General features: G+C 50.3%; 14 protein-coding genes and 1 pseudogene. 11 read left to right on the top strand and 4 right to left on the bottom strand.

Translation table 11 applies throughout. From position 1 onward, the window contains the following. The first annotated feature begins 141 nt into the window (after nt 1–141). The 5 genes from ACWAU4_RS06520 (at nt 142) to ACWAU4_RS06500 (ending at nt 5,131) form a co-directional block, all read left to right on the top strand. Nucleotides 142–1,458 carry an RsmB/NOP family class I SAM-dependent RNA methyltransferase gene (locus ACWAU4_RS06520; protein WP_243756831.1) on the top strand — a complete coding sequence of 439 codons (1,317 nt, stop codon included), beginning with the start codon at nt 142–144 and terminating at the stop codon, nt 1,456–1,458. A 150-nt stretch (nt 1,459–1,608) separates the two neighbouring features. After that, entirely contained in the window at nt 1,609–1,770 is a 162-nt protein-coding gene (locus tag ACWAU4_RS06515; protein WP_037437387.1) for a hypothetical protein, read from the top strand. 1,386 nt (nt 1,771–3,156) lie between these two features. Continuing rightward, the gene (locus ACWAU4_RS06510; RefSeq protein WP_208125629.1) at nt 3,157–3,489 is read left to right on the top strand and encodes a hypothetical protein; all 333 of its coding nucleotides are present in this window, start codon (nt 3,157–3,159) and stop codon (nt 3,487–3,489) included. A 149-nt stretch (nt 3,490–3,638) separates the two neighbouring features. Next, complete coding sequence (locus ACWAU4_RS06505) at nt 3,639–4,217, top strand: hypothetical protein (protein ID WP_208125628.1); 579 nt, start codon at nt 3,639–3,641, stop codon at nt 4,215–4,217. After that, a complete protein-coding gene (locus tag ACWAU4_RS06500; RefSeq protein ID WP_208125627.1) occupies nt 4,217–5,131 on the top strand; it encodes a DUF4868 domain-containing protein in 915 nt (304 codons plus the stop codon). Before ACWAU4_RS06505 ends, ACWAU4_RS06500 begins: the two co-directional genes overlap by 1 nt. Before the next feature lie 330 nt (nt 5,132–5,461). On the opposite strand, the pseudogene ACWAU4_RS06495 reads toward ACWAU4_RS06500, so the two are convergent. Then, nucleotides 5,462–5,569: pseudogene (locus tag ACWAU4_RS06495) on the bottom strand (transposase); the annotation flags it as partial. 261 nt (nt 5,570–5,830) lie between these two features. Next, on the bottom strand, nt 5,831–6,805 hold the full coding sequence (locus ACWAU4_RS06490; protein WP_208125626.1) for a transposase: 975 nt from the start codon (nt 6,803–6,805) through the stop codon (nt 5,831–5,833). A gap of 276 nt (nt 6,806–7,081) precedes the next feature. Here ACWAU4_RS06490 and ACWAU4_RS06485 point away from each other — a divergent pair, with 276 nt between their 5' ends. Beyond that, a complete protein-coding gene (locus ACWAU4_RS06485) occupies nt 7,082–7,264 on the top strand; it encodes a hypothetical protein (protein ID WP_208194028.1) in 183 nt (60 codons plus the stop codon). Nucleotides 7,265–7,830: 566 nt separating this feature from the next. Here ACWAU4_RS06485 and glnB read toward each other — a convergent pair. Beyond that, nucleotides 7,831–8,169, bottom strand: coding sequence for a nitrogen regulatory protein P-II (gene glnB / locus ACWAU4_RS06480; protein WP_025009956.1), 339 nt, complete (start codon nt 8,167–8,169; stop codon nt 7,831–7,833). A gap of 342 nt (nt 8,170–8,511) precedes the next feature. On the opposite strand from glnB, the gene ACWAU4_RS06475 reads away from it, so the two are divergent. Together ACWAU4_RS06475 and ACWAU4_RS06470 are read left to right on the top strand one after the other, a co-directional pair. Then, nucleotides 8,512–9,042 carry a GspH/FimT family pseudopilin gene (locus tag ACWAU4_RS06475; RefSeq protein WP_144227608.1) on the top strand — a complete coding sequence of 177 codons (531 nt, stop codon included), beginning with the start codon at nt 8,512–8,514 and terminating at the stop codon, nt 9,040–9,042. Nucleotides 9,043–9,136: 94 nt separating this feature from the next. Further along, the gene (locus tag ACWAU4_RS06470; RefSeq protein ID WP_093982453.1) at nt 9,137–9,643 is read left to right on the top strand and encodes a GspH/FimT family pseudopilin; all 507 of its coding nucleotides are present in this window, start codon (nt 9,137–9,139) and stop codon (nt 9,641–9,643) included. Nucleotides 9,644–9,831: 188 nt separating this feature from the next. Here ACWAU4_RS06470 and ACWAU4_RS06465 read toward each other — a convergent pair whose 3' ends face one another. Further along, nucleotides 9,832–11,187, bottom strand: coding sequence for an NCS2 family permease (locus tag ACWAU4_RS06465; protein WP_129979482.1), 1,356 nt, complete (start codon nt 11,185–11,187; stop codon nt 9,832–9,834). Between the two features lie 352 nt (nt 11,188–11,539). On the opposite strand from ACWAU4_RS06465, the gene ACWAU4_RS06460 reads away from it, so the two are divergent. From ACWAU4_RS06460 to torA, 3 genes are read left to right on the top strand one after another with little or no spacing between them, the layout of a single operon-like run. Continuing rightward, nucleotides 11,540–11,692: a nitrate reductase gene (locus ACWAU4_RS06460; RefSeq protein WP_025009952.1), complete on the top strand. Its 153-nt coding sequence runs from the start codon at nt 11,540–11,542 to the stop codon at nt 11,690–11,692. Nucleotides 11,693–11,712: 20 nt separating this feature from the next. Further along, entirely contained in the window at nt 11,713–12,891 is a 1,179-nt protein-coding gene (gene torC / locus ACWAU4_RS06455; protein WP_025009951.1) for a pentaheme c-type cytochrome TorC, read from the top strand. 12 nt (nt 12,892–12,903) lie between these two features. Further along, entirely contained in the window at nt 12,904–15,393 is a 2,490-nt protein-coding gene (gene torA / locus ACWAU4_RS06450; RefSeq protein ID WP_208192921.1) for a trimethylamine-N-oxide reductase TorA, read from the top strand. Nucleotides 15,394–15,419: the final 26 nt, after the last annotated feature.

Below are 15,419 nucleotides of genomic sequence, written 5' to 3'. Positions count from 1 at the left end.
CATTAGTAAACAGTAGCAACCATTAGCAAACACGGTGCCGGAGCAAACACGGTGCCGGAGCAAACAAGGTGCCGGGGACAGGCCGCGGCACTTCTGTTAATATTGGCGCCATTGCTATCCCCACTTGATGCAGAGAAACCTTTGACCGCGCCAAGCCCTTCACTGACTCAGGCCCAAAAACGTGCCGCCAGTTATGCCAACACCATCAACACACTGTTTACTGAAATACTCGACAGTCGCCAGAGTGCCGATCGGGTGCTGGCGAACTATTTCCGCAGCAACAAGAAACACGGCTCCAAAGACAGAAAGGTCATTCGGGAAACCCTGTTTGCCCTGTTTCGTTGGTGGGGTTGGTTGCAACAACTTGAAGCTACCGATGAGCAAAGCCTGTGGTTTTTGCGCCTGACATTGGCGGCGGCGATAGAAGCCCACCCTTGGACGGACATTGTTTGTGCCTGGCAGCAACAAGCGGGCAAGTCATTCGCCCTGCCTGAGCAGGCTCTGGCCCCCAAAGCCGCCGCCGAATTGGTATCCAAGGTCTCTGGCCGACATGTCTTGGCAAAAGACCTGGCACCGGACTGGTTCTGGCAGGCCGTGGCGCCGCTGCCAGAGGCCCGGGAAGAGCTGCTGATAGACGCGCTTTGCAGCCGCCCACCTATCTGGGCCAGGGTGCAAAATATGTCGCAGTCCAAGGCCCTGGCCGAACTCAGAAGCGCCGGAGTCGATGCCAGCGCCGCTCCCGTCTTCAATGACGCCATCAGCCTTGGCAGCAAGAGTATCAATCTCAATGAAATCAGACTCTATAAAGAAGGTTTTATTGAAGTGCAGGATCTGGCCTCCCAGGTCATAGGCCAGGTTTGCGCGCCAAGGGCCGACGAAAACTGGTGGGACGCCTGCTCCGGCGCCGGTGGCAAGAGCCTGCAACTCAGCTCGCTGATGCAGCAAGATAGCGCCGCCAAAGGTGTTTTGGGCACTATTACCGCCTCAGATATCCGCCCGGCTGCGCTCAATGAACTGGAAAAACGCGCCAAACGCGCCGGTTTCGACATCAAGGTTGCGCCTTGGCGCAGCGATGCCCTGCCGGTTGCCAGAGAAGCCTTTGACGGCGTGCTGGTCGATGCCCCCTGCAGCTGCACCGGCACCTGGCGCCGAAATCCGGACATGCGCTGGCTGGATGACAGCCAGGCCATCAGCGATAAACCCGCGCTGCAGCTCGACATACTCAGCCGTGCCTGCGATGCGGTCAAGCCTGGTGGCACTTTGGTTTACGCCACCTGCTCACTGGCGGACAGCGAAAACCGCCAGGTGGTCGATGCCTTCCTGACCAAGCGGCCCGAGTTTACTCTGGAAACGCTCAGTCACCCATTCAGCGGTGAACAGACACAGTATTTGACGATTTGGCCCTTTGAAGCCAATGCCGATGGGATGTTTGTTGTTCGTTTTCGTAAACAAGGCTAGCAAGAGTCAGGTTAATGCCTGAAGGAAACCGGGGACAGACATGCAATAATTTTTACCTTGAGACGCTAAATTTCTCACTTTAGCTTGACCGGCGCTTTAGGTAAAAAGGAGCGGTGCAACCTATATGCACTGTGTTATTGGAAATGGATCATGTCAAACCACTATGATTTCGACGACAACGATGCTCCATGGGGAGATCATGTCAGGGGTAAGCAAAAGAACAAACGGGTAAAACAGCGTCGCCGGGACAGCAAGAGACGTTATCCGGACGAATATATGGAGCCTGAGTTCCTCAGAGATAAATGGAAATAATCTTGGCTTAATCTCAAGAAAACCAATCAAAAACAAAGGGGCTGAAGGTGCGAATAAGGAAGCTGCGAATAAGCCCCATTTGTGCACTGCGTCAACTCACCTGTCTAGGCTACGCCACTTTGCAACAACGCCAGCGGCGGCTCCGAAGGGGGTATTGGTGCAATTCTGTTAGCACTGGGTAACTTGAAACATCTGAAGTGTCCGCAGACATACACCTCATTTCCAGGCACAGGCGGAACTGTGACCTTCCGAGGCATAGATGCCGAGGCAGAGCTTACAGGGACGTACTCACAGCGAGTCACAGGAGCGCCTGTGCGAAAGGCGCACCGCAGGTGATTGGCTACACCGTGGCCGGAAGCTCGGCCAGTACTAGTTTAGGAACTTTTAGCTGGAAGCTATGATAGCCGCTGTGCCAGCGGCCTAAAGTCGTGGTGTTCCACACCACACCGGGCAAGGGGCTTTGCTTGTCCAAAGCCCCTTGCATCCCCAAGGACACCCCGACGTAGCCGAAATCCCCGCTGGCTTATGAAACAAATTGGCTACACTCAGGACTCGCATCCGTGCTCGACCTTCGAGCCTCGACATCCCTGTCTCGGCTACGCCAATTTGCAACAACGCCAGCGGCGGCTCCGAAGGGGGAATTGGTGCAATTCTGTTAGTACCGAGTAGCTTGAAACCTCTGAAGTGTCCGCAGACATACACCTCATTTCCAGGCACAGGCGGAACTGTGACCTTCCGAGGCATGGATGCCGAGGCAGAGCTTACAAGGATGTACTCGCAGCGAGTCACAGGATCGCCTGTGCAAAAGGCGCACCGCAGGTGATTGGCTACACCGTGGCCGGAAGCTCGGCCAGTACTAGGTGGGACTGTGACCGTCGAAAACAGGGAAGAATGCAAACACTCAGTCAATTCTGCTTCAAAAACAAACTAAATCAGGGTTTTGTTGCCTTTGTCAAAAACTTGACCTTTGGCTAATTGTTTTCAAATTCAGTACTGGGTATTGTATAACTAATTAAAACACTTAGATTTAGCACTTCCTTAAGCTTAAGGCCGAAAGCAGCAGCGCTTTTCCGTATTAAGCGGAATTCAGGGACAAACGGAGTTTGGATCCGTGCGGTAGCCATGGCTTTATTAAACGTTTTTTGTTGAGCCTGGGTTGTACGACTTGAAGCGCTTATGACAAGCACCTCAGAACTGATTTCTATACAGCATTATTGACGTTCCATACAAAATGCCGGAAATTTATAGGTAAGTTTGCGCGTTATTTCCGTAACACTCCAAGAAATGCTATTAAATTCAAAATGTTAAAAAATACAGCGGGTAGATAATAGGTTTGGAAAACGCGCATGCGCGCTATACAGCAGTTATGAGTCAAGGAGCTAGACCATGGATTCCAATGAGAGTATTGAAGTCATCGCCCAGGCAATAACCATGCTTAATGATGAACTTCGCGCCACACAGTTGGCGCAGCAACTGATAGCTATTCAATTGCATCAGCTCACCCCAGAGCATGCCGAAGCACTGGCGGGCACAATGGAGAATATTGCCGAGGCAGATGAATTTGAAGCATCAGATATTGTACGAGAGCACCTAGCTCATTTAAGTCGATCTCTTAAAGGCGATCTCGACACTCCGCTCATCGGTCTACAAAAGCCTGAGCCAAAAGAAGATGATCCTTTGCATTGGCTACGGGGCGTTATTGACGGTGGTAAAAAGTAAAACTCATAACCAGTCATTCCAGTTCGCTACGGCCCTGACGGGCCTCCACCGGACGGCCTTTTCTCCGCTTCGCTACGCAAAGGCCGCCGCTGAATATTGGCGTTAAGTGCCACTACTGCAGGAGTGTAGATGTCGGATGGTAGTTAAAAATGCAATTTAGAATATTTTCAGCCTTTTTGATTTTTATTGGCTCGTATCTACCTCTGGCTTTAATACTGGCCGTGCAAGACATACCAATGTCGTGGTGGGAACGGCCATTTTGTGATTTTTCAAACATGAGCGAATGTTACTTTAATCCATTCGCCAACCCCTACCTGTCTGTAGTATTTCTTCTTCTAACTATTCTTTCGGTTGTTTTGTCAAATATATCTCTTAAAAAAATATCTTTTCCGTTCAAAGCCAAGGTCAAAAAGGCAAAGCCAATACCAAACGATATTATCAATTATGTGTTTCCGTATGTTGTATCGTTTATGGGAATTAGCTATGAGAATCCCGAAAAGCTCTTGGGTTTTGCCGTTTTCCTATTTTGGATGTTCGCAATAACCTATAAGTCAGGCCAAATAATAATGAACCCGCTTTTGCTCATGTTTGGCTGGAAACTATACGAAGCAGAGGCGGAAATAAATGGCAACGAGCGAAGTGTAAGGGTTTTATTTAAAGGAAATCTGACCCCAGGCGAATATGACGCACAAACAATACAAGATTTCTATATTGCAAGAGGTGGCTAATGTCTGTTGACTTTCAATCTTTGAAAAATTTTGACTTTGATAACTCAAATCCGCTTCTTTGGATTTTTAAAGATAGTACTACGACTTCAAGGTTTCGCACATTTTACGTTCAAACTGAAAGCGAATTAAATACAAAGCTGAAAGAGTTTGTCAAAAATGAGATTGATAGGATAACGGAGCACAGCCCATACACTTACATATCGCAAAATAACGAAAATAGCTGCCTTACGTTAGACCCATCTTCAACAGATTTTAATAATCTAAAAGTTCTAGTGGATCGCCTTGAAAGCGAACATAGGATATCAGACTCAAAGGACTTAAAAGGAGCTAAAGGATATGTGGTTAAATTTACATTAAACGGACAAACGGTTTATGCCGTAAAGCGTTCTACGTCATCATGGAAAACCTCGTACCCTAAGAAGTATATAAACATGATATTTTCTAATGGCGAGCTTTCAGCCGTTGAGAATAATAGTTTTTCTATTGAGAAAAGCTTTGACTTTTATGTTTTTGGCAATACAGCGTTTATTGCGAATAAACGAGGTTTTGAGTCTGCAATGAAATATCGTGAGGAGTATGTTAGTGCTTTTTCACAGCTTCAGCAGTCGCCCTCATTTAGCGGACTATTTTCTGATTTATCGCCAATAGTAAAATATGTTGGTAGCAATTCTATACAGTTGAGGAGAATGGCTGTCATTGAAGAGAAAGGGATTTATAACCGACCAAATTTTATCCAAAATTTACAAAGAGTTAATAACAGTAGAGGGTGGGGCATAAATTTTGATAATTCCAACAACACAATAGTTCCGTGCTCCCAGACTGTGAAGGTTATTATGCAGGTGTTACTAGATCATCGGCTGATGAGCGAAATTACAGATAATATCTATGATGTTCCAGATGCTACGGAGATATAAGCTCACACTTAACGGGAGAATATGCGAACAAAAATGAACAAAAATGGACACCCAGCGTGGAAGAAAATATGGACACCCAACGTTAATGGCGCGGTAGTTAGCCTCCGACTATGCTTTGTTTACACAGACAACAAAGACACCCATTATTAGCTGAGTGAAGACTCTAATTGCCTGGTTCACAGAAAAACTGATGTTTTCACTGGGAGAAAATCATCTTTCAAGCCTTTTGAGGGCCATTCGGTTATTGAAATGAGCGAAAAGTCGAATTTAAGACACGATGGAGGTCGAACAAAGTTCGATTGGAGAGAAATATCTTGGAGCTTCGGGGATTCAGCTAAACAGCTTCTGACAATTAGCGGCTCCTTGTCTTCGTCGTCGTAGGTGAATACAGTAGTCGGTAAGAGATTCCAGTGTACCAACCGGCCCTTTGAACAAGCGACAACAACGACACCCATTATTAGCTGAGTGAAGACTCTAGTTGCCTGGATTACAGAGACAACAAAGACACCCATTATTAGCTGAGTGAAGACTCTAGTTGCCTGGATCACAGAAACACTGATGTTTTCACTGGGAGAAAATCATCTTTCAAGCCTTTTGAGGGCCATTCAGTTATTGAAATGAGCGCAAAAGTCGAATTTCAGACACGGTGGAGGTCGGACAAAGTTCGATTGGAGAGAAATATCTTGGAGCCTCGGGAATTCAGCTAAACAACTTCTGACAATTAGCGGCCCCTTGCCTTCGTCGTCGTTGTAGGTGAGTACAGTAGTCTGTAAGAGATTCCAGTGTCCCAACCGGCCCCTTGAATAGACGGCTAAAATCAGTCGTTAACTTGAGCCAGTTGTCGATGGGGATGTTTAAACGATTCAAAATGGTTGTTGTGCCGGCAGTAATCTGGCCGCGCTTGTCGTGGCGGATAATGCGCCCGGTATCATCGACCAGTTGCAGATAATCTTTGGCTTCAAAGTGCAATCCTTGTGGCATGTTCAGCCGTTCATTGCCGACAAAGGGGAACAGCTCAGGTGTGTTTTCGCCCTGCATCGCGGCCCGTATCCGCCGTTGAATGCTGGTATAGTCTGAGTTCTCCGGGGTTTTGGCTATTCCCGCGCGGATTGGGTTCAAGTCAACATAAGCCATGCAGGCCAATACGGCTGCATCATCCAATAGCGCCTGGGATTTGAAGCGGCCTTCCCAGAAGCGACCGCTGCATCCGTCTTCCCGATTGGCTTGTCTGGCAATAGGTTCATTGAGCGCCCGCATAAACCAACTGATATCCATCAAACGTTGGCGATAGACTTCAGCGGTTTGTTGCAGGGTGAGATATTCAATATCAGAAAGTGTTTCACCGCGCAGAAAACGCTGGGATAACAGGGTTCCACTGTAAAGCAGGTGCCAACGCTGTAAAACCTGCTCCAATGTCCATTCAGTGGCGGTTTTCAAGTCGACTCTGAGTACCAAATGCAGATGATTGGACATGACTGCATAGGCACACAAGTCAATGGCGAACACTGCCGCCAGTTCCAATAAGCGCGACTCAACCCAATCACGACGATGTTCATAACTCTTGCCGGAATAATCATCAACGCCACATAGAAAGGCGCGACGTACACAGCGGGAGATGCAGTGATAGAAGGGGGTGTCCTCAAGACTGACTTGAGCATATCTTGGCCTCGGCATGGCATCCTTTCCTTTTCAAAGGCTCCATTCAAGCCTAGACAAGGAGCCAACAATCTGCCAAGAATTATGGGTGTCTTCATTTTGATGGTGTCTTCATTTTGATGAGAGAAACCTGCCAAGAATTATGGGTGTCTTCATTTTGTCTCCGGGTGCTCAAATCCACTACTGGTGCTTGAACGCAGACAGAAAGAAGATTAAGTTATTGTTTTACAGTGGGTGGCTTGATTTTTATATGTGGATTTGAATCTGCCAACAAGTTAAGGAGATGTAGTGTAAATGAGTGATGATTTATATGAGGTTATATATTTCGACCAACATTTGATTCTTAAAAAAAGCTTATATGAACAAGTGCCTCATAGTGGATTAAATGTGGCTTTTAGTTCTAATGAAGGTGTTATTCTTACACCTCATATATATTTTCGCCCTATCAATATGACTGATACTTTTACTCTGAATTAATATTTGAATGTTACGAAGGAATGGCCAATGTTGTTTCTCAATTAGTTGAAGAGAACGATGAGGAAGTCCACGTAATTACGCGTTATTTTATGAGGCACGACGATGAGAATGGTCGTTTATTGGGGGATAAATTCATATACAAAACGGAATATTACACTTTTGAATATCAAATTGAAAACTCTCTAGTACCTATCAAAAGTGCCTGTACTCCTTTGAATCCATTAGGTTTATCCTGTGAAGGTACGCTGGAGTGTTGGGTAGCAGAGATCACCTTGGATAAATATTTTTCTTTACTACGATAATCGTGGTTTTACACATAAAAAACTGCTAAAACGGACGCAGGAACATTCGGTGGTTTTGGTTCTGAGTGTGATTGGCTTGTAGTGGCCAATTAACTTGACCACTACACTGTCAGTACAAGTCTGAGCTAGTGCAGGTAATATTCGACAACGACAACGGTTGGAGTGGGTCATTGTTTTTATTTGGCAACTAAACAATAACTCTCCAACCGTTTTCATTTCCAGTCCACGCTAACCTGCAATGAACCTCATTTTTTACGTTCGTTTTTATACCGCCTCTTCGTTTTCTTCACCGGTACGGATACGAATAATACGTTCGATATCGGTCACAAAGATCTTGCCATCGCCGATTTTACCGGTACGGGCGGTTTCAACAATCACATCCAGTGCCTGTTCCAGCAGATCATCCTGAATAACCAGCTCTATCTTCACCTTGGGCAGAAAGTCGACCATATACTCGGCACCACGGTACAACTCTGTATGTCCCTTCTGGCGGCCAAAACCTTTGACTTCCAGAACCGTCATACCGGTTATTCCTATCTCAGCCAACGCCTCACGGACATCGTCCAGTTTAAACGGCTTGATTATGGCTTCCACTTTCTTCATCAGGCACTCCTTTAGGGCTTGGAATTCTTTTGCGACTCATGACCATTCCCTCGGCAATTTGACCGGAGAAATAGCTCGCTACCAGCTTGTTCAAATACAATTCCGATAGCTTATCACGACATCCAGCAGGCAAGAAGTGATTGTCCGCTCAGATGAAAAAACCAGGCCTATTCCTTCGCAGTAGCCATGATCAACTCGGTGTACTTATTCATCCCTTAGGTAAGCAAGTGCAATATTTAGTGCAAACTCATCTAAAAGGAAACCAGAACCAAGCCACTGCCTGGACTAAACTAACACTCAGGTTCGCCGGATGCGGGCCGCCCACCACTCAAGGATGAGATTATGCGTCATTTACGGCTTGGTTTTTCGCTGCTGGAGGTCATGGTCGCCATGGCTCTGCTGGCGGTACTGGCCTCAGTCGGAGCCCCCTCACTCAAGTCACTCTACGAAGGTTATCGCGCTCAAACCGGCATCAAACAAGTACAACAACTGCTGCAATTTGCCCGCAATCAGGCCATTAGTTATGGTGTCAGAGTCAGTGTCTGCGCTCTCAAGGATGGCCGCTGTGAAGCCGATGCCTGGCAACAAGGAGTAACGGTTTTCAGCGATCGCAACGGTAATCTGGCCCTGGATGATGACGACAAGCTGCTGTTTCAAAGCGGCGCTTTTGATAGCCAAGACATACTCAAGTACAACCGGGATGCAATACGCTTTCTGCCGGACGGATTGGCAACAGGCACCAATGGCACCTTCAAATATTGCCCGGGTCAGGCCAACAGTCCCCATTCCGAGGCCTTGGTCATCAATCAGGCGGGGCGAATCCGTCACTCTCAGGATGAAAACATCAATTGCCAGGATGGCGATGGCGGCTGAATTGACGACCACTGCACAGGATTTGCAAAGACAGCTGTAATTAACAACTCATTCACTTATACTTAAGCCTATCTATTCGTGTGAAGAGTTGACTATGGCTGTACCACATTTTTCCAGTTCCATAATCCGCGGCTTTACTCTGGTCGAACTCATGGTCACCATTGCTGTAGCCGCCATACTGCTGTCTGTGGGGGTTCCCTCTCTCACCTCCTTGTATGAAGGCTACCGTAGTCAGTCGGAAATAAGCCGGATTGAGCAAGCCCTGTCCTTCGCCCGCAACCAAGCCATCAGCTATGGCATGACAGTAGAAGTTTGTGGCTATCAGAGTGCTGTCGGCTGCGCCGCCAATTTCAACAATGGCCTCAAGGTCTATACCACTGCCAGTGGCAGTGAAAAAGTGCTGCGGGTAGTGGAAGGCATCGACAGTAAAGACGCCATCAAAGGCAGCAATGTGGGCTTTCGTCCCGATGGGCTCAGCAACACCACAGGTGAAGTGACCTTTATCTATTGCCCGGCCAAACAGGCCAGCGGCTCAAGAAGTGTGACGGTTTCCAGCTCAGGGATGATCAAATACGGCGCCGACGGGCTTGCCTGTAGCTAGCAGGCAGTATCGGCCAGGTCATCGAGGATGCCTTAGCCATTATCCTCAAAGTATGCCCCAGGAGTGCAAGACTCTGCGCTCACAACAAAGACCCCAGCCTAGGCTGGGGTCTTTGTTTAAGTCGATTAAGCTTACTCTAACGGGGGATAGTTTCCGCCACCAGCCATAAGGGTCTAAGGGCCTAAGGGTTAAATGGCCCAGCCGCCCATATAGAACACCACCAGGCCTATGGTGATAACCAACACACCTGGCTTGAGCTTACGCCACTCACCGCTGCAGATACGGCCGATAACCAGAGTTGCAAACCCCAGCATAATGCCTGTGACTATGTTGCAGGAGAGTATGATGAAGACGGCGCAGGTCAGTCCCGCCATGGCATCCACCTTGTCATCGAAGTCCAACTTGGTGACATTGGACAACATCAGAAGTCCCACATACATGAGCGCAGGCGCCGTGGCGTAGGCAGGTACCAAATAAGACAGGGGTGCCAGGAAGATCATCAGCAGGAACAACACACCCACCACAGTGGCGGTCAGGCCTGTTTTTCCGCCTGCGGCAGTACCGGCCGCCGATTCAATGTAAACAGCGGCAGGCGCGCCGCCCACCAGACCGGCGAAGATAGAGCTGACAGAATCCGAGGTCAGCGCCTTGCCGCCCCCTATGATGTTGTCATTCTTGTCCAGCAAATTGGCTTGTCCGGCTACGGCTCTTATGGTGCCAGTGGCATCGAAGATGGCGGTCATCACCAGCGCCAGCACTATCGGCAGCACCACAGGGTTAAGGGCACCCATGATATCCAACTGGCCAATCAAAGAGCCTTCTGCGCCCAAGTCGGGTACCGCAAACACGCCTTTGAACTCCACATTGGGGTCAAACAGCAAACCAAACACTGACAGAGCGATGATCACCAACAGAATACCGCCAGGTACCCGGCGACGCTCGAGTCCGATAGTGGCAGCCAACCCCACGACAGTGGCAATCACCGGCAGGCTGTGGATATCGCCCAGCTTGACCGGTAAACCGGCATCATTGGCCACAATCAGTTGCACACTGTTAGTGGCAATCAGCAGCAGAAACAGGCCGATACCTATCCCTGTGCCATGGGCAATCCCCTTGGGCAGGTTAGCAAGCACCCACTGGCGAATGCCGGTAACACTCACCAGGGTAAAGACGATACCCATAAGGAAAATCGCCCCAAGGGTGACAGGCAGGCTCATGCCCTGCCCCAGAACCAAGCTGAAGGCGGTAAATGCAGTCAGTGAGATGGCGCAGCCTATTGCCATCGGCAGATTGGCCCACAGGCCCATCAGCAGTGAGCCGAAGGCGGCAATCAGACAGGTGGCAATAAACACAGAGCCGGGATCAAACCCGGCCTTTCCCAGCATGGAGGGGACAACGATAACTGAGTAAACCATGGCAAGAAACGTGGTCAAACCGGCGATCACTTCCTGGCGGACAGTGCTGCCACGATCGCTGATATTGAAGAAGCGTTCCAGCCATGATGATGTAGTAGGTACAGCGGTATTTGTCTTTGAAGACATCATAATTATTCTACCTTTTTGATCTCTTTGTTCGGGTCAGATGACGCCGGCTACGGCAGGTGAGAGCCCCGCTGGGCGGGTGAGAGATCCACAATAAAACGTGACCTGCAGGTGGTGGGCACCAAGGAATATCGTCAACCGATGTCCAACGCAGCCTTTGTTGGTCGCGGATAATACTGCAAATTGGCGCGCCCGGCTAAAAAGATTTCGGGATCTGTGGCTCATCCTGAATATGCAGTTGTTCATAACTTTTCATATTTACTCAAATCCCATTCATTGGCAGCGCAATCGCCATTCACATCCTTTCCCTATAGTGGCCCCATCAAGCAAACCCTGCTGCGTTGGAGCAATCACTATGTCTGAGTCCACATCAAGCAAAAAACAGGAACTTATGGCCCACGGCCTGATTATTTTCATGCTGTTTCCGGCCCTGACCATCACAGGTATCAGCCTCTATGGCCTGATCATCTGGATCATGCTGGCCCTCGGCGGCGTCGCCAGTCACTGATACAAGAGAGGATTGAATAGATGAAACGGTTAATAGCAATCTGGCGTACTCTCAACCGCCCAACCAAGTACCTGAGCCTGGGCGCCATCAGCCTGTCGGCCTTTATCATGGGCATTATTTTCTGGGGCGGCTTCAATACGGCGCTGGAAGCCACCAACACTGAGGCCTTCTGTATCAGCTGTCACTCGATGGAGAGCAATCCCTATCAAGAGCTGCAGCAAACTGTGCATTGGTCGAATCACTCCGGCGTGCGGGCAACCTGCCCTGATTGCCACGTACCCCACGACTGGAGCCGCAAGATAGCCCGTAAGATGGAAGCATCTCACGATGTCTGGGGCTGGCTGTTCCAAACGGTCAACACTCCGGAAAAATTTGAAGCCAAGCGTCTGGAAATGGCCAGCCGTGAGTGGAAACGTTTTGCCCGTGACAACTCCCAGGCCTGTAAAAACTGCCATGACTACAAGTCAATGAAATGGGACGAGATGTCAGCACTGGCGCAAAAACAGATGAAACAAGCGGCCGAGAAAGATCAGTCCTGCATCGATTGCCACAAGGGCATAGCTCACAAGCTGCCTGATATGGGCACAGCCAGAGCTCCTGAACTGATTGCCGAAGTGGGTTCGGGTGAAACCTCACTGCAACAGGGCGGCAAATATTTCAGCGCCTTGACCAAGCCTCTGTATCTGGATGACAAGAGCGCGGAAGAAGCCGGTACTCTGAACGTGGCCACCGAAATCAAGGTGTTGGAGCTCAAGGGCAAGCGGGTCAAAATCGCCATCGATGGCTGGCGTAAGAAGATAGGTGCCGGCCGGGTGATCTACATGGACTTCGGTATCAATATCCTCTCGGCTCAGCTGACCAAGGCTGCCGCCGAAACCGACGGGGTGATCAAGACCTTTGAAGAGAAAGAAGATCCCATGACTGGCCTCAAGTGGCAGCGTGTGGAAGCCGAGATCTGGACCGACAGCGATTATCTGCTGACCGAACTGGCACCACTCTGGGGCTATGCCCGCAGCACTTATGCCTCTAGCTGCAGTGTCTGCCACACCCAGCCCGATGAGCATCACTTCGATGCCAACACCTGGCCGGGCATGTTCCAGGGGATGTTGGCCTTCGTCAACATGGATCAGGACACCCAGGCACTGGTGCAGAAATACCTGCAACAACATTCTTCCACCTTCAGCAAAGAAGAGCACTAAGAGGTTGGCGTTATGAACAGAAGAGACTTTTTAAAAGGCCTGGCCTCCACTTCCGTTGTGGTTGCCGGAAGCAGTTCGGTACTCGCTCCCCTGTCGGCGCTGGCCAAGGGGATGGATGACAGTGACGCCTGGCTGACCACAGGCTCCCACTTCGGTGCGTTTCGTATCAAACGCCGCAACGGGGTTATTGCCGAAGTCAAACCACTGGAATACGACAAGTATCCCACCGACATGATCCGCGGCATCCGTGGCCTGGTCTATAACCCATCGCGGATCCGTTATCCCATGGTGCGGCTCGACTTCCTGCTCAAGGGACACAAGAGCAATACCCATGAACGCGGCGACTTCCGTTTCGTTCGTGTCACCTGGGACAAGGCCTTGACTCTGTTCAAAGAGTCGCTGGATATCATTCAAACCCAGTACGGACCATCTGGCCTGCACGCCGGACAAACCGGTTGGCGTGCCACCGGACAGCTACACTCAAGCACCAGCCATATGCAGCGCGCCATCGCCATGCACGGCAACTTCGTCAAGAAAGTGGGCGACTACTCCACTGGCGCCGGGCAAACGATTATGCCTTATGTGCTGGGCTCTACCGAAGTGTACGCTCAAGGCACCTCCTGGCCGCTGATCCTCGAGCACAGCGATACCATAGTGCTCTGGTCCAACGATCCTTACAAAAACCTGCAGGTGGGCTGGAACGCCGAAACCCACGAGTCCTTCGCCTATCTGGCGCAGCTCAAGGAAAAGGTCAAAGCCGGTAAGATCCGGGTGATCAGCATAGATCCGGTCGAAACCAAGACCCAGGCCTATCTGGGTTGTGAGCAGCTGTATGTCAACCCACAAACAGACGTGGCCTTGATGTTGGGTATCGCCCATGAGATGTACACAGCCAAGCTGCATGATGCCAAGTTTATCGAAGGCTATAGCCTGGGCTTTGAAGAGTTCCTGCCCTACCTCCTGGGGGACAAAGACGGCATCGCCAAGACTCCGGAATGGGCCGAAGCCATCTGTGGCGTCAAGGCTGAAGTCATCCGCGATCTGGCCCGTACCCTGACCAAGGGCCGTACCCAGATCATGATGGGCTGGTGTATTCAGCGTCAGCAACACGGTGAGCAGCCTTACTGGATGGCGGCGGTACTGGCCACCATGATAGGCCAGATAGGCCTGCCTGGCGGTGGTATCAGCTATGGCCACCACTACTCAGGTATCGGTGTGCCCGCCACAGGTGCCGCTGCGCCGGGCGCCTTCCCGCGCAACCTGGACGAAGGTCAAAAGCCATTGTTTGACAACAAGGACTTCAAGGGCGCCAGCAGCACTATTCCTGTCGCCCGCTGGATAGATGCCATTCTGGAACCCGGCAAGACTATTGATGCCAACGGCAGCAAGGTCACCTATCCGGATATCCGCATGATGGTGTTCTCGGGCAACAACCCCTGGAACCACCATCAGGACAGAAACCGTATGAAGCAGGCGTTCCGCAAGCTGGAATGCGTGGTCTCCATAGATGTGAACTGGACTGCCACCTGCCGCTTCTCAGATATAGTCTTGCCCGCCTGTACCACCATGGAGCGCAACGATATTGATGTCTACGGTGCCTACGCCGGCCGCGGTATTCTGGCGATGCACAAGATGGTTGAGCCGCTGTTTGAAAGTCTGTCTGACTTTGAGATATTCACCCGCTTTGCCAAAATACTCGGCAAGGAGAAGGAATACACCCGCGGGCTAACCGAAATGGAATGGCTGGAAAAACTCTACAACGAGTGTAAGGCCGCCAACCAGGGCAAGTTTGCCATGCCGGACTTCAACGAGTTCTGGAAGCAGGGTTATGTGCACTTCGGTGAAGGGCAAAACTGGGTCAGACACGCCGACTTCCGTGAGGATCCTGAGATTAACCCCTTGGGTACTCCTTCGGGCCTGATTGAAATCTTCAGCCGTAAGATTGCCCAGTTCGGTTATGATGACTGCCCGGGCCACCCAGTGTGGATGGAAAAATCCGAGCGCAGCCATGGCGGTCCAGGCAGCGATAAGTACCCGGTTTGGCTGCAGTCCTGCCACCCGGACAAGCGCCTGCACTCACAGATGTGTGAGTCCAAGGAATATCGCGAAACCTACACGGTGCAAGGGCGTGAGCCGGTTTACATTAACCCTGAAGATGCCAGGGCTCGCGGTATCAAAGACGGCGATCTGGTGCGGGTGTTCAACGGCCGCGGCCAACTGCTGGCCGGAGCCGTCGTCTCGGGCCGTTTCCCCAAAGGGGTTATCCGGATCCATGAAGGCGCCTGGTATGGCCCGGTAGGTAAGGATGGCAGCGTCGAAGGCGGCGCCGAAATCGGTGCCCTGTGCAGCTATGGTGACCCCAATACCCTGACTCAGGATATAGGTACCTCCAAGCTGGCGCAGGCCTGCTCGGCCTACACTTGCCAGGTGGAATTTGAAAAGTTCACCGGCAAGGCGCCCAAGGTATCCTCCTTCGATGGGCCGATTGAGATAAAAATCTAAGGGAAGGTGCGAACAAGTCCCACGAG

Source organism: Shewanella sp. FeAMO (assembly GCF_053653955.1).
Note: the sequence above shows the minus strand (reverse complement) of the source record. Positions and strands in the feature narration are given on the sequence as shown.